This is a genomic window from Nannocystis bainbridge, from assembly GCF_028368995.1.
Classification (GTDB): Bacteria; Myxococcota_A; Polyangia; order Nannocystales; family Nannocystaceae; genus Nannocystis; species Nannocystis bainbridge.
This window is the reverse complement of record NZ_JAQNDL010000002.1, coordinates 1176619-1193572: the sequence shown is the minus strand read 5'-3', so window position 1 is coordinate 1193572 and position 16954 is coordinate 1176619. Positions and strand designations below refer to the sequence as shown.

Here is a 16954-nt window from a genome sequence, read left to right as displayed (position 1 = left end):
TGTCCCTTCCGACATATCGCTCGTGCGCGTCACGAGCCCCGGGACATGTCGTCGCCAGAAGCCCCCACCTCGCGCGACCTGTCCCTTCCGCCAGGTCCATTCCCTCCAGATCCAGCCAATCCGCCGCGCAGCGGTCCCACGGGCGAAATTGCGCCGGCGCGTCGTTGCCCTTGCCCCCGCGCACGGGCGCCGACTAGCCTCGCATCATGCGCCGCCCGATCTGCTCGCCTGGCCTCTGCATCGTCCTCCTCGCGGCCTGCACGATGCCCAACCCGGCCTATCACGCCACCCAGGGCCACCTCGACAGCAGCTCCGGCGATTCCCTGAGCTCCACGAGCGCCGGATCGAGCACCGTCAGCACCAGCGATGCGACCGGCAGCGGCGGCTCGAGCGCCACCGACCCGAGCACCACCCACGGCGGCACCAGCGACACCACCGCCCCCGCGAGCACCGGCACCACCGCGCCCGTGACCACCGCGCCGGACACCACCACCGACGGCGACACGCTGGCGACGAGCAGCTCCGACAGCGACGCGACCGCCAGCACGACCATCGGCGACACCACGGAGCCCAAGCTCGACCTCGGCCAGCCCGACCTGTGTTCGCAGGTCGACGCCCCGACCCTCGCCGTCACCGTCCAGCACAGCCCCGCCCCGCAGGGCTGCAACGCCCCGCTCGGCCCGATCATCCAGGGCGTGCTCGAGGCCAAGCCCAGCGCCGGCACCTACAAGGTCCGCGCCTGCAACTCGGCCCAGGACTGCGTGCAGGGCAACACCCAGTGCCTCGCCAACCAGACCATCACCGTGCACGTCGACGCGCCCGCCACCCACTTGCCCGACATCGCCATCGGCACCTGTTTGATGGTCGGCTACGTCGGCACCGGCTTCGCCGACCCCAACACCTGCAACACCCGCATCGTCCGCTTCGCCAGGCCGGGCAACCTCAACAACCTCGCCTCGAGCCTGTTCGTCGCCGCCGCCGGCGTGGGGAGCACCGAGCTGCTGCCGGCCCCGTGGCCCGAGGTGCTCGAGTTCGGCGTCGAGGCCGACCTCGTCGCCCCGTGCGCCGGCAACACCTCCTGCGGCAGCCCGCCCGGCAGCTACGAGCTCGTCGGCCAGTTCGTCGGCGAGCCGGTCGTCGCCGGCATCGCGGAGGCCAAGCCGGCCAAGATCCCGCTGTTCGACCAGAACCACGACCAGGTCGAGACGATCGCCGGCAGCTTCTACAACCTGCGCTCCTGGGCCGCCCCGCCCGCGCAGTGCGAGTTCCGCTGGCTGTGGCTGGCCGACGCCTTCAAGCCCTGACCTGTCCCGCAGGCCATATGGCGCGAGGCAGGTCCCCGAGCGCCGCATGACCCTTCGACCATGCCCCGAAGGACATGCCCGAAGAGACAGCAGAATCACCTCGTGTCGACATGCCTCTGCGGCCATGCCCTGAAGGACATGTTCGCAAGGCCATGTCCGCCGCGACGCCGAACTCGCCGCCCCGACCGCGGCGGGGCGCCGCGATCGCCGCCGCTCTCGCCGCGTCGGGATCGTGGCCGACGGCGGCCAGGATCCGATGTGCCCGGGGCGGGACTCGAACCCGCACGCTTGCGCCGGGGATTTTAAGTCCCCTGTGTCTACCGATTCCACCACCCGGGCGCGGGGCCCTTGTTAATAGGGGCAGCCGGCGCGCTTGAGAAGCTTTGAAGTCGACGCCGGCCCTGGAGCCGGTTTGCGGACTGAGCGCGATCGCACCTGAACACCTGCACCCGTGCGCAAACTTTCACCTGCACAGGGGCGCGGCCATGTCGGCGGGCGCGAAAACGCATGCTAACACGGGCGTCGTGGACACCCCTTCGTCGGAACGAACCGGCCGCCTGAGCCCCGTGCGCGAGCCCGACTTCATCGAGGTCAAGGGCGCGCACGAGCACAACCTGCAGATCGACGAGCTGCTCGTACCCAAGCGCAAGCTCGTCGTCTTCACGGGCGTCAGCGGCTCGGGCAAGTCGAGCCTCGCGTTCGACACCCTCTACGCCGAGGGGCAGCGGCGCTACATCGAGAGCCTCTCGGCCTACGCGCGCCAGTTCCTGGGACAGCTCGAGCGGCCGAAGGTCGAGCACCTGCGCGGCCTGTCGCCGACGATCGCCATCGAGCAGAAGAGCGCCTCCAACAACCCGCGCTCGACCGTCGGCACGATCACCGAGATCTACGACTACCTGCGCGTCCTCTACGCCCGCGTCGGCACCCAGCACTGCACCGACTGCGGCAAGCCGGTGCGCAGCTCCTCGCCGGAGCAGATCGTCGACGCGATCCTTGCCGAAGCGCCAGGCTGCAAGCTGACCCTGCTCGCGCCGCTCGTCACCCATCGCAAGGGCGAGTTCAAGGACCTGTTCGAGGAGCTGCGCGGCCGCGGCTTCCTCCGCGTCGAGGTCGACGGCGAGATCCACCGCCTCGACGAGGCGCCCAAGCTCGACAAGAAGCTCAAGCACACCATCGCGCTGGTGGTCGACCGCATCACCGCGCGCACCGAGGATCGGCGGCGCATCACCGAGAGCGTCGAGCTCGCCCTGCGCGAGGGTCACGGCGAGCTGCGGGCCGAGGCTGACGGCAAGGCCGCCGCCGCCGGCCCGAAGCTGCAGTTCTCCGAGTCGCGCAGCTGCTGCGGCAAGAGCTTCCCCGAGCTCAACCCGGCCAGCTTCTCCTTCAACGGCCCGCTCGGCATGTGCCCCGACTGCAACGGCCTCGGCACCCGCAACGAGGCCGCGCCCGACCTCGTCGTCCCCGATCCGACCCTCAGCATCCGCGACGGCGCGATCGCCCCGTGGGCCTCGGCGATGGAGCGCGGCGAGGGCTGGACCTTCCGCATCGTCGAGGCGCTGGCCGAGGCCTGCGCCGTCGACCTCGACAAGCCGTGGAAGGAGCTGCCGAAGAAGAAGCGCGACACCGTGCTGTTCGGCGTCCAGGGCGAGCAGAAGATCGCCGTCAAGTGGGGCAACGACAGCAGCAGCTCGCAGGGCACCTGGGGCATGCGGTTCGAGGGCGTGATCCCCAACCTCATGCGTCGCTTCCGCGAGACCGACAGCGAGTCCGCGCGCGACTACTACCGCAAGTACTTCCGCGAGGCCCCGTGCGACGTGTGCGGCGGCAAGCGCCTGCGCCCCGAGAGCCTGGCGGTGCGCGTCTCCGGGGTCACGATCGCCGAGTCCACCGCGCTCACGGTCCTCCAGGCCAGCAAGCACTTCGCCGCGCTGACCCTCACCGGCCAGCAGAAGACCATCGCCGAGGGCGCCCTGCGCGAGATCTCGGCGCGCATCACCTTCCTCCTCAACGTCGGCCTCGACTACCTCACCCTCGACCGCTCCGGCCCGACCCTGTCAGGCGGCGAGGCCCAGCGGATCCGCCTGGCCAGCCAGCTCGGCTCCGAGCTCAGCGGCGTGATGTACGTGCTCGACGAGCCGAGCATCGGCCTGCACCAGCGCGACAACCTGCGGCTCATCCGCACGCTGCAGCACCTGCGCGACCTCGGCAACACCGTCCTGGTGGTCGAGCACGACGAGGACACCATCCGCGCCGCCGATCACGTGGTCGACTTCGGCCCCGGCGCCGGCCACCTCGGCGGCAAGGTCGTCTTCAGCGGCACCGCCAAGGAGCTGGCCCGCAGCAAAGAAAGCCTCACCGGCGCCTATCTCTCGGGCCGCAAGGAGATCGCGGTCCCGCCGGCGCGCCGACCCGCGAAGGGCAAGATCAAGGTCCTCGGGGCCGCCGAGCACAACCTCCGCGGCATCGACGTCAGCATCCCGCTCGGCGGCCTGGTCGCGGTCACCGGGGTCAGCGGCGCCGGCAAGAGCTCGCTCGTCAACGGCATCCTCCTGCCCGCGCTCAGCAACAAGCTCCACGGCAGCCTCGAGCGCGTCGGCACCCACAAGGGTCTGTCGGGCCTGGAGAAGCTCGACAAGGTGATCGCCATCGACCAGCGCCCGATCGGCCGCACCCCGCGCTCGAACCCCGGCACGTACACCAAGTCGTTCGACCTGATCCGCGAGCTGTTCGCCCAGCTGCCCGAGTCGCGCGCGCGCGGCTGGAAGGCCGGCCGCTTCAGCTTCAACGTCAAGGGCGGCCGCTGCGAGGCCTGCCAGGGCGACGGCATGATCAAGGTCGAGATGCACTTCCTCAGCGACGTGTACGTCCCTTGCGAGGTGTGCGCCGGTAAGCGCTACAACGCCCAGACCCTCGGCGTCACCTACAAGGGCCGCACGATCACCGACGTCCTCGCCAGCAGCGTCGACGACTGCCTCGAGATCTTCGAGAACCACCCGCCGCTCAAGCGGATCCTCAACACCCTGATCGACGTCGGCCTCGGCTACATGAAGATCGGCCAGACGGCGACGACGATGTCGGGCGGCGAGGCCCAGCGCGTCAAGCTCAGCCGCGAGCTGTGCAAGGTCCAGACGGGCAACACCCTCTACGTCCTCGACGAGCCGACCACCGGCCTCCACTTCGAGGACATCGCCCGCCTGCTCCACGTGCTCCAGCGCCTGGTCGACGCCGGCAACACGGTCCTCGTCATCGAGCACAACCTCGACGTCATCAAGTGCGCCGACTGGGTCATCGACCTCGGCCCCGAAGGCGGCCAGGGCGGCGGCCTCGTCATCGCCGAGGGCACGCCCGAGGACGTGGCCAAGGTGGCGGAGTCGCACACGGGCCAGTTCCTGGCCCCGCTGCTGCGCCGCAAGTAGGTCGTCCTCAGCGAGGGACATGTCCCGGGCGCCAGGTCGTCGGGGACATGTCCTCTCGCGCATGTCCTCCGCGACATGTGAAACCCGGCGAGCCGCCCGACCGCTACCGAACTGCCGAGCGCCGCGGCATCACGACGCGATCGGCAGCAGAGTCGGCCCACAAAGCGCCCCTGCCCGCGCTATCGGCAGCAGAGTCGGCCCGCACGCCACTCTGCCCGCGCGTCGTCATGGCGCGCTCGGTCGGTCGCCCCCTGCCCGCGCGTCGTCATGGCGCGCTCGGTCGGTCGCCCCCTGCCCGCGCGTCGTCATGGCGCGCTCGGTCGGTCGCCCCCTGCCCGCGCGCCTCACGGCGCGATCGGCAGGTGCGTCGGTCCGCGCGAGGCCGCTTGTCCGCGCGCCGCCGCGATCTCGCCGTCGCCGAAGCGCGCCAGGTAGTCCGGCCGCACGCCCGGACAGACCTGCTCGAAAGGACAGCCCGCGCACGCCGGCACCTTGACCCGCCCGGCCAGGCGGCTGTCCTTCAGCGCGAACGTGGCCTCCGGCGTCACCACCACCACCTCGTCGGCGCCGGGGTCCCACGCGTGCGGATGATCCTCACCCAACAGACAGCGCGGCACGTGCAGCGAGCGCAGCGTCATCGCCTGCTCGCGCCCGCGCGCCAGCGCCTCCTTCACGAACGGCAGCGCCTCGGTCATGCGCGGCAGCGACTCGGGGTGGGCCGCGTTGGCGTCGGTCAGCGACACGTACCAGAGGTCGACCGCGCGCACCCCGAGCTCGCCCAGCCACTCGATCGCCGCCGGCAGGTCGGCCATCGTATCGCGCTTGACGATCAGGTCGACGACCAGCGCCGCCCCGCTCTCGACCGCCCGCTGCAGCCCGCCGACCATGGCCGCGTACGTACCTGTCCTTCGGACCAGCTGCTCGTAGCGGTCGGCCCGGTGGGTGTGCACCGACACATGCAGCCGCGTCGCCCCGGCCGCGAGCAGCCGCGCCAGGTTGTCGCCGTGCGCGTACATCAGCCCGTTCGACTGCACCTTGATGTCGACGAACCCGAGCGTCCGACCGGCGCGCACGATCGTCAGCAGGTCGGGGCGGATCGTCGGCTCGCCGCCCGTGAGCGACAGCGCGTCGAGCCCCTGCGCCCGCCCCTGCCGCAGCGACGCCAGCGCGTGCGCCGTCGACATCGCCCGCCCGCGCAGCTCCGGACCGATCGTGCAGTAGTCGCACCACAGGTTGCAGTCGTAGCCGAGGATCATGTCGAGCAGCCCCGGCACCTCAGCCCTCCCACCAGCGCCGGAAGCGATCGTCGAGCCGCGTCATCTCGGCCAGCAGCGGCGCCCCCAGGGCCGTCGGCCGCGCGTGCAGCCGCAGCGTCTCGACCGCCTCGTGGTTGCCGCGCGCCACCTGCTGCAGCCGGCCCTCGACCTCGCCTGTCCCGGAGGACAGCATCGACTCGAGCATCGCCGCCACCGGCAGGAACGCGTGGGCCGCCAGCAGCACCCCGTGCAGCGGCCGCGGGTCGGGCCGCACCGGCGAGGCGTACAGCGGCGACCAGGCGTTCTCGAGCAGCGGCCCCTGCTCGAGCAGCGCGTGGAGCTTGTTGTGCGAGAACTCGTGGATCAGCGCCTCCGCCAGGGTGAGCGCGCTCGGGTGCAGGCTCAGGTAGACCGTCCCGATCGCCTCCTGGTACGACGCCGACAGGTGCCGTTCTCGGTCGTGACCGACCGGCACGATCAGCGACAGCCCGACGTCGAGCTCTGCCCGCAGCCCCGGCAGGTGCGCCGCGATTTGCTCGAGCCCCGCGCGCAGCCCCGCCACCCAGGCCGCGACCGGCTGCCCCCCGAGATCGAGCCCACTGCCCGACTTGTCGGGGTGCGCCTCGAGCTGCGCCAGCGGGTTGTTGTCGCGCCGCAGCGCCAGCGCGACCGGCCCCGCGACGCTCTCGTACATGTCCTTCACGACATGCTCCGAAGCACATGTCCCGAAGTCCTCTGCGATCGCCCCGCCGACCCCGCCCGCCTGCCACCCGCCCGGCCCGATCGTCAGCGGGCCCGGCGGCGGCCGCAGGGCGCAGCGCGCGGCCAGGCACAGCACCTCGGCCGGCGGCTGCGGCACGACGCACCTGTCCTCGAGCACACCCGCCACCGCCAGCTCGAGCGCCAGCGTCGCCAGCAGCTCGCCCTGCAGCGCCGGGTCGGGCCGCCCGCGCAGGCAGCGGATCAGCGTCCCGATCGTCGGCCGTCGCACCGCGCTCGCAAGAGCCCCCGGCGCTCGCCCGGCGATCCGCCGCAGCTCGGGCGCAAACCGCCCCCACGCCGCCCCGTTCGGCCCCGGCCCCGCGGGCAGCCGCACGAGCTCCGTCAGCGCCCGCCGCAGCGCCATCGAGAACAGCCCGCGCGCCGTGTCCGAGCCGAAATCCGGCAGCGTCAGATCGGCCAGCACGGGCCCTCCGACAGCTCGAGCCATGGCCCCGAGAACATGTCCCGGAGTTTCATCGACCGCGCGCCGCTCGCCACCGGCCCCCCGCCCTGCGTCACCGGCACCAGCTCGCCCGCGCCGAAGCGGCCCAGGTACGCGGCGTCGAGCCCCGGACAGCCCGGCCGCAGCGCACAACCGCTGCACGCGTCGGCGAACGCCCGCACCGGCGTCGCCACCGAGCGATCGCGCAGCGGCCCGAGCAAGCACAGCGGCGCCCCGGCGATCGCGGCCAACAGACCGACGCGCTCCGCCGCCACCATCGCCTGCAGCGCGTAGGGCAGCGCGACCGCCAGCCGCGGCGCCACCGCCCCGTGGTTCGCCGAGCCGCCCGCCGCCACCGTCGCTACCTGCCACCCGAGCGCGCCGATGTCCGCGAGCAGCCCCGGCAGCGCCGCCATCACCCGCGAATTGGAGCGCGTCAGCGGCGTCGTCACCGTCACCGGCAGCCGCGCCGCCCGGGCCGCCCGGGCCGTCCCCAGCGTGGCCCGGAACGATCCCTCGTGACCGGCGTGGTAGTCGTGCGCCGCCGCCTCGGCCGCGTACAGTCGCAGCCGCAGCCCGCCCAGCCCCGCGCCCGCGAGCCCCGCGAGCGCCTCCGCCGTCAGCCCCGCCGGCCCTGCCGCGACCCACACGCGCGCGAACCCGGCCGCCCGCGCCGCCGCAGCCCAGGCCGCGAGCACCGGCACCTCGGCCCCCGCCAGCGTCAGCGTCCCGCCGCCCGCGCGCACGAGCGCCGCGAGAGCGCTCTGGCCGTCCGCGCTCGCCGGCTCGACGCCCGCCAGGCTCACATCCACCTGTCCCTTCGGACAGGCGCTCCTGCCTCACGCACCACGCACCACGCCTGTCCTTTCAAACAGGCGCTCTGTCCCTCGCGCCATGTTCGCAGCGCCCTGTCCGTTCGGACAGGACCTTTCGCACCTGCCCCATACGACATGTCCCGAACGCCCTGTCCCTCCAGACAGGGCCTCGCCGCGGCGCCGCTCAGGCCCACGGCGTCAGCACGGCCTGGCGGTGCGACGCCAGCCGCTCGGACAGCGTCAGCAGCCCGGGGATCGCCGGCGCCCCGCGCTCGCTCGCCAGCTGCGCCAGCCGCTGCGCCAGCGCCCGGGCGCCCTGCTCCTCGACCGCGGTCGACGGCCGGTCGCCCGCGCCGCCGTTGGCGAGGTACAGCGCCAGCCCGCCCGCCTGGGCGACCGCGCGGGGCCCTTCGTCCTCGGCGCGCAGCAGATCGACCTGGAACTTCTGGCCCGCGGGGGTGCGCATCAGCACCGGCACCGCGCCTGCGACCAGCGGCAGCACCTGCTCGACGCGCCACTCGCCGAGCGGCCCGACCAGACCGGCCAGCGGCGCCGCGGACGACGGGGCCGTCGTGCGCGGGCGGAGCGTGCACACCGCGGTCGACACGCCGGCAGCGGCGACTCCGAGGACGGCGAGGACCTTGCGACGAGCGACACGCGGCGAAGACTTCATGCAGTCGTTCCTGATCGGAGCCAACGTACCCGCCCCCCACAGCCTGCGTCAAGGCGACCCGGGCGCCGGCCGCCCTCACGCCCCCACCACCGCCGCGACCCTCGGCCCCGAGGTGGTGCGTGAGCCCTCGCCGCCCTCACGCCCCCATCGCCGCTGCGACCTCGGCCCCCGACTTTTACGCGAGCCCTCGCTGCCGAGCGCCGCGAGGACGCGATAGCATCGGCGCCGCGCATGGACGATCGCTCCCACCCCGCATGGGCCGGCCCGCGGCCCCCGCGGCCCCCGAGGCTCCAGCCCGGCGACTACAAGGCGCTGATCAAGGTCGGCTACGGCTGCAACGAGCACTGCACCTTTTGTCACACGCTCGATGTGCGCCCGATCGACGGCGACGCCGAGGAGGTCGAGCGCAAGATCCTCCGCGCCGCCGAGCTCGGACACAGCATGGTCGTCCTGTCCGGCGGCGAGCCGACGATCCGGCCCGAGCTGCTCCGCTGGGCCGCGCGGATCGCCGACCTCGGCCTCGACCTCGGCCTCGTCACCAACGGCCGCGCGCTCGCCTACCCCGAGCTCACCGACAAGCTCCTCGCCCACCGCCTGCGCTACGTCTACCTCTCGCTGCACGGCGGCAGCGCCCCGGTGCACAACCGCCTGGTCCGCAGCGACGCCTTCGATCAGGCCGTGGCCGCCCTGCGCAACCTCGCCGGCCGCGACCTCGACCTCACCGTCAACTGCGTCGTCACCCGCCAGAACGTCGCCCACCTGCGCGGCCTCGTCGACCTCGTCGCCGGGTTCGCCGGCGTCACCCTCAAGTTCTCGATGGTCGAGCCCAAAGGCGGCGCGGCCCGCAACTTCGAGCTGCTGGTCCCGCGGGTCGCCGCCGTCGCCGAGGCCGTCGTCGCCGCCGCCGCGCACGCCCGCGAGCGCGGCGTCCGGGTCCAGCACGGCGGCATCCCACGCTGCCTCGTACCTGGCCTCGAGGACAGCTACAGCGACCTCCGCAGCCACCGCTACTGGACCATGGTCGAGATCGGCGAGCCCGACCTGTTCCCGGTCGACGACGACAACAAGCGCCACCCGCCGGCCTGCGACGGCTGCAGCCTGCGCGGCGGCTGCCCCGGGCTCTACCGCGGCTACCACGAGGTCCACGGCGCCGGCGAGCTGCGCCCGGTCACCGATCGCCCGCGCGCCAACTCCTTCAACTACACGCTCGAGGCGGTGCACGAGGCCGCCGAGGGCACCTGTCCCTTGCGACAGGGGCCGCTCGGCGTCACCCCGTGGGAGCGCGGCCGTCACCTGTTCGTCCGCCGCGGCGCCGCGATCGCCCGCTACCGCGCCGACACCCGCGACTTCACCGACGAGGAGATCGCCGCGGTCAAGCACGACCTCGGCCAGGTCTACGTCGACGCCGCCCGCGGTCCGGCGCCGCAGGACTTCGCCCGCGAGCTGGTGCCGCTGACCCGCAGCCCGCTGTGCGCCGGCTGCCCGCACTTCTCCGCGTGCACGGGGATGTTCGAACCTGTCTTCGAGGACATCTTTACCCGCGACGACGCGGCCGTGCGCGCCCGCCTCGCCGCGCTCGTCGGCGACGTCCTCGACCTCGGCTGCGGCGACGCGCCCTACCTCGAGGTCCTGGCCCCGCGGATCGCCGCCGGCGGGATCCGCTACACCGGCGTCGACCCCGACGAGGCCGCGCTGACCCGCCTGCGCGCCCGCCTGCCGCCCGGCGCGACGCTCGAGCGCGGCGACGCCGAGGCGCTCGAGCTCGGCGAACGCCGCTTCGACGCCGTCACGATCCTGCGCAGCTACAACCACCTGCGCGACCCCGATCGCGTGCTCGTCACGGCCCTGTCGCGACTGCGGCCCGGCGGCGTGCTCGTCGTCTGCGACAACACAGCGTTCGGCCTGGCTCGCACGCCGGCGCAGACCACCCGCGGCGAGCGCTCGAGCGCCCGCCGCGAGCACTACCGCAACGACGACGCGGCCGCGGCCGTCCGGCGGATCGAGGCCGCCGCCGCCGCGCTCGACCTGCGCCTCGAAGCGCTCGAGCGCCGCGAGATCGGCCCCGGCACCAGCAACCAGTGGCTGCTGGTCCACTGCATCCCCACCTGACCCGAGCCCCGACCGCTGCGCTCGCCTACCCCTGCGCCGCCCGATCGCGTACATAACCCGCGGAGACCAGGCCCCATGTCGATCACGTTCTATTACACCCCCCACACGAGCGCCTCACGCGTCCACTGGGTCCTCGAGGAGCTCGGCGTCCCTTACGACAAGGTCAAGCTGGACCTCCGCGCCGGCGACCAGCACAAGCCCGAATTCCTGGCCATCAACCCCAACGGCAAGGTGCCCGCGCTGGTCGTCGACGGCACCCCGTTGTTCGAGTCGCTGGCGATCATCCTCTACCTCGGCGACCGCTTCGGCGTCGACAAGGGCCTGTGGCCGCGCGTCGGCTCCAGCGAGTACGCCGAGGCGCTGTCGTGGAGCGTGTGGGGCTCGGTCACCCTCGGCGGCACCATCTTCCGCATCTTCTTCAACACCAGCGAGTGGTTCCCCGCCGACTCGCGCAACGCCCTCCAGGCCGAGGCCGCCACCAAGGAGTTCGAGGCCGCGCTCAAGGTCCTCGACCAGCGCCTGCAGGGCCGCGAGTACCTGGTCGGCAGCGGCTTCACCCTCGTCGACGCCGCGAACGCCGCGGCGCTCGCCTGGGCCCTGAGCTTCATCAAGACCGACATCGCCGCCTACCCGGCCGTCGGCGCGTGGATCGAGCGCTGCGTCAGCCGCCCGGCCAACCGCGCGGTCGAAGCCGGCTGACCGATCTGCCATGTCCGAACGGGCATGTCCTTGAGGACCTGCCCGATCGGACATGTTCTCACGGACCTGTCCCGAATGCCCGACTTCCTCGACCGCGTCCGCGCCCTGCCGCGCCTCGGCCTCGGCGTCAGCACCGAGTACGGCGCGCGGCGCCAGGACGGCGCGCTCGACCCGCTCGAGCTGCGGCGGCGCCGGCCCGACTGCGCCGGCTTCCTCGAGGTCGGCGTCGAGGTCGTCAAGGGCCTCGACGACGACGCGCGGGCGTGGGCCGCCGCCGGCCTGCCCACCACCTACCACTTCCTCGACATCAACCTCGACGAGCCCGAAGACTTCGACCCCGAGTGGCTGGCCGCCGTGCGCACGATCGCCGGCGAGCTGCGGCCGGCGTGGCTGTGCGGCGACGCCGGGCTGTGGCACCTCGGCCGCCGCGACCGCGGGCACATGCTGCTGCTGCCGCCGATCCTCGTCGAGGAGGCGATCGGGCCGCTGGCTGACGGCCTGCAGGCGCTGCGCGAGGCGACCGGCCTCGAGGTGCTGCCCGAGAACCCGCCGGGCGCCGCGTTCGTCGGCGACATGCACCTGCTCGACTTCTTCGCCCGCGTCGCCGAGCGCGCCGACACCGGGCTGCTGCTCGACTGCGCCCACCTGGCCATGTTCCAGCGGGCCCGCGGCCACGCCCCGCGGACCGGCTTCGACGGGTTCCCGTGGGACCGCGTGGTCGAGCTGCACGTCGCCGGCGGTCGCGTCCACGACACCGCCGGGCTCGCGTGGGTCGAGGACGATCACGGCACGGAGGTCCTCCCGGACACCTGGGACATCGCCAACGAGGCGGCCCGGCGCGCGGTCAACCTGCGCTCGATCGTCGTCGAGTGCGAGCGCAACCCGATCGACGCCGTGCTGCCGCTGTTCGACCGCGTGGCCGCGCTGTGGCCCGCGCGCGGCCCGGAGGCCGCCTGAGCCGCCTCGACCCTCGCCGCGTGCAGGCCGCGCTCGTCTGCATGCACCTCGACCCCGCCTACGCCGCGGCGGTGCGCGGCGCCGGGCCGCTGCCCGAGCTGGCCGAGCGCGAGCGGTCGCTGCTGCGCGCCGTCGACCCCCGGGCCCTGACCGTCGATCCGTACCGCCGCGCCCGGGCCGTGCACGCCCTGCTCGAGGAGTACCCGGCCACGGCGGCGCTGCTCGGCGTGCCGGCGGTCGACGCGTTCTTCTCGTCGGCGGCGTTCCGCACCTGCGTGTTCGAACATGGTTCGATGGCCATGTCCTTCGGGACATGGCTCGGAGGACAGGCCGGTGGCCCAGGCCGGATCGAAGCGGCGATCGCCCACGCCCGCCGCCCGCGCCCCGGCGCCGGCGAGGGCCTGGCGTGCAACCCATGCGTGGCCCCGCTGCGGGTCCCGAAAGGCAGCCTCGCCTGCCTCGAGCGCATGCGCGCCCGCCTCGGGCCCGACCCCGCGACGACCCTGGCGACCGCCCGCTCCGCACGCGAGAAGCCGCCCCGCGGGCCCGACCGCGAGCCGCTGCTGGTCGAGGCCGGCCCCGGCGGCGAGGTGTCTCTCGGGACAGCCAGCGAACCGCTCGTCCGCTTGCTTCAATTCGCTGGCGACGGCCGCCCGCGCGCCGAGCTGACGGCCGAGGCGGTGCGCCTGGGCGCCGAGCCGCACGAGGCCGACGAGCTGCTGGCCGGCCTGGTCGCCGACGGCCTGCTGGTCGCGCGCGGACCGTAGGTCGCCGTCGCTCTGCGAACTACGAGCGAAGCGCGCGACCCACGAACAGAAAAGCGACGCGCGCCTCACGGCCACGCGTCGCTGCTTCACCCCTTCACGGGTTCGCTCAGCTGCCGCCCATGAAGCGCAGCGCGAAGTCTCGCAGGCGCAGCACCGACGGGATCCCGTCGTTGCTCTGGAACGTCAGCGTCTCCGCGAACTTCACGTTCGCCGCGCTCTTGTAGGCGACGTAGGCGCGACCGGCCGGGCTGCCGAGCAGCGCGTTGATCTTGCTCTCGAACTCGCCCTGGACCGCCGCGACCTCGGCCGCGCCCTCGGCCGACAGGCGCTGCGACACGCCGTCGGACTCGGCGTTCACGCGCTGGCGGTACTCGAGAGTCTCGGCCTCGATGTTCTTGATCCCGAGCAAGTAGCCGTCGGCCAGCGCCTCGGGCGCGTCGATGTCGAGCACCTTGCCGACCTCCTCGCGCAGCTTGGCCTGCTCCTCCGGGGACAGCGCCTTCAGGGCCCGGCGCGCCGAGCCCGGCGTGCTGTCGCCCTTCATGTCGACGAAGCCGACCTGATATGCGCGCTCGAGGTCGGCCTGGCGCTTGATCCAGTCCTGCTGGCGCGCGTTGGCCAGCGCGTTGGTGCCGAGCTCGTAGTTGTCGAGCTCCTGCTGCTGCTTGGCGACCTTCTCGCGCGCCCCGTCGAGCAGCTTGTTCTGCTCGTTGAGCTGGATCTGCTGCAGCTGCTTCTCGTACTCCTCGCGGAACGTCACCGCCCGCACCAGCACCGCCTGCGCCTCGAGGTGCAGCGGCGCCAGCTCCTGATTGAGCCGCGCCAGCGTCTCGTCGGCGACCTTGAGCCGCGTGTCGGCGTGGTAGAAGTCCGAGCTCGTCAGGTTGGCCAGGCCCTCGCGCAGCATGCTGACCGTGGTCTCCTGCGCCAGCCGCTGGAACCGGTACTGCCCGTCGGCGCTCTCGATGTGATTGCCGGCCATCATGATCTGATGCGCCTCGCCCGGCTTGATGCGGTACGGCACGCTGACGTCGACGAACACGTTGTTGTTGTCGCGCGTACGGATCTGCAGGCCCCCGCCGTCCTCGGAGCCGTAGTCGAGGAACAGGTAGTGGCTCGGCAGCAGCGTCAGCGTGTGGATGCCCGCCATGTTGAGCGTCCACCCCGGCTCGAGGTCGGTAGCGAACACGCCCGAGGCATTGCTGCTGCGCACCCCGATCTTGCCGAGCGGCACCGTCGAGATGAAGCACGACGGCGCGATCCACAGGAACAGCAGCACCAGCAGCGTCAGTTGACAGATCCGGACGATACCCTTCACTGCGCACCCCCGATCTTCTCGATCTCGACGCGCGACGGGCTGGCGTCGTTGGCCCACGGCTCGATCGCTATCGTCACTCCGCGCAGGCGCTCACCCAGGCGCTCCATCACGCGCTCGACCGGTTGCGTGCGGAACGCGTCGATCTCGGCCTTGCGCGCGCGGTAGACCGCTTCGAGCTGGCCGCGCAGCTCGGTCGCCTGCTGCCTGGCGGCGCTGAGGGCCGCCTGCCCCTCGGCGACCTTCGAGATCTTGTAAGTGTCGGCCTCGCGGGTCGCGTCGGCCTGGGCCGCGATCGCGGTCGCCAGCGCCGACTCGAGCTCGGTGCGCTTCTCCTGGATCAGGCGGTTCTGATCGCGGTTGACCTCGGCGAGCCGGCGCTCGCGGCTGGTCCCGGCCGCCGCGAGGTTGGACTTGATGACCTCGAGCTGGTTGCCGAGCTTGTTGCGCTCCTCGATCAGCTTCTCGTACTCGTCGTTGAACTGCGGCCGCGGCGTCACGATCTGGGTCACGATCACCCCGTGCACCCCGAGCAGCTCGTTGAGCCGGCTCTTGGCGCGCTCGGTCGCCTCGCCGAATTTGGTCGGGTTCGACACCGAGATCGTCGACTCGCGGCCGAACTCGTCGCGCAGGATGGCGCGCACGTACGGGCGCATCCACTTGAGGAAGCCGCGGTCCTCACCGCCGTCGCGGATGACCGTCTGCGCCTCGGCGCCGGACAGCTGGAAGATGATCGTCGTGTCGGAGAAGTGGAAGTTCGAGCCGTCGCTCGCGCGCACCGTCAGCTCGCTGACCTCGAGGTCGTCGACGTTCTTCGAGCCGTGCATCGAGAACGTCTGCGGGCTGGCATCGAGCACGTAGACCGAGTGGATGCCGAACGGCATCCGCGTGATCCAGCCCGGCTGCGTCACTGTCGTCAGCCCGCCGGTGATGTTGTTGATCCGCACCGCGACCTGGCCGGGCTCGATCGCCGTGAACGAGGTCGTCATCAAGACCAGCCCGGCGATCAGCGCCCCGCCGATCCACACCCAGTCGAACCAGCCCGAACCGCCGCCGCCTCCCGTCACCGATTTGAGCTTCCCCTGGAGATTTCCCAGGATCTGGCCGCCGCTCGGCTGGCCTGATTTCCGCTGTTGCGCCATGTCCGCATCGTACACCAGGCGCCGCGCGAGGCCGCCGGCGACGGCTCAGCTCGACCGCGACGCGGGATCCTCGGCGACGACGGCGGCGACTGCGGGTTCGTCGTTCGCTTCGGCGGTCACCGCGGGTTCGGCGTTCTCGCTCGCCGGCGCGTCGCTCGCCTCGCTCACCGGTGTGTCGCCGCTCGGCTCGGGATCGCCCGGCCCGCGCGGCGCCAGCACGCCGACCCGCGGATCGACGAAAGACGCCAGCCAGCCCGCGATTTGATTGTCGCCCGAGGCCAGCGCGCGCATCTGCACCACGCGCACCGCGTCGCTCGCCTTGATGTCGGCGGATAGCTCCTCGGCGCGGACGAAGCGGCGCGTCATCAGCACCTTCGCGGCCATACGCACGCGCGGCGTCAGGCGATCGAGCTCGTCCTCGTCGTCCTCGCTCAGCGTCGACGCCACCAGCTCGCCGTCGATCCCGATCAGCGCCGCCGGCATCGGCCACTGTTTCATCAGTCCGACCAGCACGCGCCGCTGCTCGAGCAACCGGCCTTGCATCTGCGACTCGAGCTCTTGCTGGCGATCGAGCGCCGCGTTGAGCTGGCGCGCCACCTGCCCCAGCTCGTCCTGATAGAAGTCGCGGACGCGGCGGCGGCGGTCGCCGCTGGCGATCGCCTCGGTCACGCTGCCGACCTCCGACAGGCGCCCGAGCACGTCGCGCTGCAGGCTGCGCGACAGCGGCCCGAGCGACAGCAGCGCCACCGTGACCAACACCCCGAGCAGCACCGCCGCCTCGATCGCCGACTGCGACGCCTCGATGTTGGCGTCGCCGAGCGCCGTCTTCTTCGCCTCGAGGTACTGGTTTACGTCGCGCTTCAGCTCCTCGAACACGCGGAACACCGACTCGTGGTAGGCCGCGTACGGCTCCTCCGGGATGCTGCGCAGCAGCTCGTCGCGGGCCTTGCGGTAGACCTCGTAGTTCTCCTGCAGGTTCTTCAGCATGGCGATGTCGTCGTCCGTCATCGCCGCGCTGCGGGCCTGCACCAGCGCCTTCTCGAAGTCCTCCTCGGCCGCCGTCATCTCGGTCGGCTCGCTGCGCTGCATCAACCCGACCAGCGTCGCGCTGTCCTGGCGCTCGATCTGGTCGAGCATCGCCACCGCCGCGCTGAGGCTGACCAGGTTGTTCTGCACGACCACCTGCACGTTGCGGGCGACGCGTTGCGAGTTGAACGCGGCCGTGCCGACGCTGAGCAGCAGCAGCGCGATCAGGTAGCCGTAGCCGAGCAGGAGGCGGGTGCGCAGGGTCATCGCA

General features: G+C 72.3%; 13 protein-coding genes and 1 tRNA gene. 6 read left to right on the top strand and 8 right to left on the bottom strand.

What is annotated here, in order from left to right; all coding sequences use genetic code 11:
• Positions 1–206 precede the first annotated feature (206 nt).
• Entirely contained in the window at positions 207–1304 is a 1098-nt protein-coding gene (locus POL25_RS22355; RefSeq protein WP_272088165.1) for a hypothetical protein, read from the top strand.
• Between the two features lie 259 nt (positions 1305–1563).
• Here POL25_RS22355 and POL25_RS22350 read toward each other — a convergent pair.
• Positions 1564–1643 (bottom strand) — tRNA-Leu (locus POL25_RS22350).
• Between the two features lie 227 nt (positions 1644–1870).
• Here POL25_RS22350 and uvrA point away from each other — a divergent pair.
• Positions 1871–4720: an excinuclease ABC subunit UvrA gene (gene uvrA, locus POL25_RS22345; protein WP_272088782.1), complete on the top strand. Its 2850-nt coding sequence runs from the start codon at positions 1871–1873 to the stop codon at positions 4718–4720.
• Between the two features lie 344 nt (positions 4721–5064).
• Here uvrA and POL25_RS22340 read toward each other — a convergent pair whose 3' ends face one another.
• From POL25_RS22340 to POL25_RS22325, 4 genes are all read right to left on the bottom strand, one after another.
• Positions 5065–5994: a radical SAM protein gene (locus tag POL25_RS22340; protein WP_272088164.1), complete on the bottom strand. Its 930-nt coding sequence runs from the start codon at positions 5992–5994 to the stop codon at positions 5065–5067.
• Position 5995: 1 nt separating this feature from the next.
• Positions 5996–7162 carry an aKG-HExxH-type peptide beta-hydroxylase gene (locus POL25_RS22335; protein WP_272088163.1) on the bottom strand — a complete coding sequence of 389 codons (1167 nt, stop codon included), beginning with the start codon at positions 7160–7162 and terminating at the stop codon, positions 5996–5998.
• Positions 7147–7986 (bottom strand): hypothetical protein, encoded by an 840-nt coding sequence (locus POL25_RS22330; RefSeq protein WP_272088162.1) that lies wholly within the window; start codon positions 7984–7986, stop codon positions 7147–7149. Before POL25_RS22330 ends, POL25_RS22335 begins: the two co-directional genes overlap by 16 nt.
• A 193-nt stretch (positions 7987–8179) precedes the next feature.
• Positions 8180–8668, bottom strand: coding sequence for a hypothetical protein (locus POL25_RS22325; protein WP_272088161.1), 489 nt, complete (start codon positions 8666–8668; stop codon positions 8180–8182).
• A 231-nt stretch (positions 8669–8899) separates the two neighbouring features.
• On the opposite strand from POL25_RS22325, the gene POL25_RS22320 reads away from it, so the two are divergent.
• From POL25_RS22320 to POL25_RS22305, 4 genes are all read left to right on the top strand, one after another.
• Positions 8900–10777, top strand: coding sequence for a radical SAM protein (locus POL25_RS22320; protein ID WP_272088160.1), 1878 nt, complete (start codon positions 8900–8902; stop codon positions 10775–10777).
• Positions 10778–10852: 75 nt separating this feature from the next.
• Positions 10853–11476 (top strand): glutathione S-transferase family protein, encoded by a 624-nt coding sequence (locus POL25_RS22315; protein WP_272088159.1) that lies wholly within the window; start codon positions 10853–10855, stop codon positions 11474–11476.
• A 24-nt stretch (positions 11477–11500) separates the two neighbouring features.
• Positions 11501–12433, top strand: coding sequence for a multinuclear nonheme iron-dependent oxidase (locus POL25_RS22310; RefSeq protein ID WP_272088158.1), 933 nt, complete (start codon positions 11501–11503; stop codon positions 12431–12433).
• Positions 12434–12453: 20 nt separating this feature from the next.
• Positions 12454–13200, top strand: a complete 747-nt coding sequence (locus POL25_RS22305; protein WP_272088157.1) for a hypothetical protein — start codon at positions 12454–12456, stop codon at positions 13198–13200.
• 106 nt (positions 13201–13306) lie between these two features.
• On the opposite strand, the gene POL25_RS22300 is transcribed toward POL25_RS22305, so the two are convergent.
• The 3 genes from POL25_RS22300 to POL25_RS22290 are packed head-to-tail and all read right to left on the bottom strand — an operon-like array spanning position 13307 to position 16950.
• Positions 13307–14518, bottom strand: a complete 1212-nt coding sequence (locus POL25_RS22300) for an SPFH domain-containing protein (RefSeq protein ID WP_272088156.1) — start codon at positions 14516–14518, stop codon at positions 13307–13309.
• Positions 14515–15657 carry an SPFH domain-containing protein gene (locus POL25_RS22295; protein WP_272088155.1) on the bottom strand — a complete coding sequence of 381 codons (1143 nt, stop codon included), beginning with the start codon at positions 15655–15657 and terminating at the stop codon, positions 14515–14517. The genes POL25_RS22300 and POL25_RS22295 overlap by 4 nt, the downstream gene beginning before the upstream one ends.
• A gap of 45 nt (positions 15658–15702) precedes the next feature.
• Positions 15703–16950, bottom strand: a complete 1248-nt coding sequence (locus tag POL25_RS22290) for an MCP four helix bundle domain-containing protein (protein WP_272088154.1) — start codon at positions 16948–16950, stop codon at positions 15703–15705.
• Positions 16951–16954: the final 4 nt, after the last annotated feature.

Coding starts and splice junctions, on each gene's coding strand:
- POL25_RS22355 (WP_272088165.1), top strand. CDS start 207: ATGCGCCGCCCGATCTGCTCGCCTGGCCTCTGCATCGTCCTCCTCGCG.
- POL25_RS22320 (WP_272088160.1), top strand. CDS start 8,900: ATGGACGATCGCTCCCACCCCGCATGGGCCGGCCCGCGGCCCCCGCGG.
- POL25_RS22290 (WP_272088154.1), bottom strand. CDS start 16,950: ATGACCCTGCGCACCCGCCTCCTGCTCGGCTACGGCTACCTGATCGCG.
- POL25_RS22325 (WP_272088161.1), bottom strand. CDS start 8,668: ATGAAGTCTTCGCCGCGTGTCGCTCGTCGCAAGGTCCTCGCCGTCCTC.
- POL25_RS22315 (WP_272088159.1), top strand. CDS start 10,853: ATGTCGATCACGTTCTATTACACCCCCCACACGAGCGCCTCACGCGTC.
- POL25_RS22295 (WP_272088155.1), bottom strand. CDS start 15,657: ATGGCGCAACAGCGGAAATCAGGCCAGCCGAGCGGCGGCCAGATCCTG.
- POL25_RS22310 (WP_272088158.1), top strand. CDS start 11,501: ATGTCCTTGAGGACCTGCCCGATCGGACATGTTCTCACGGACCTGTCC.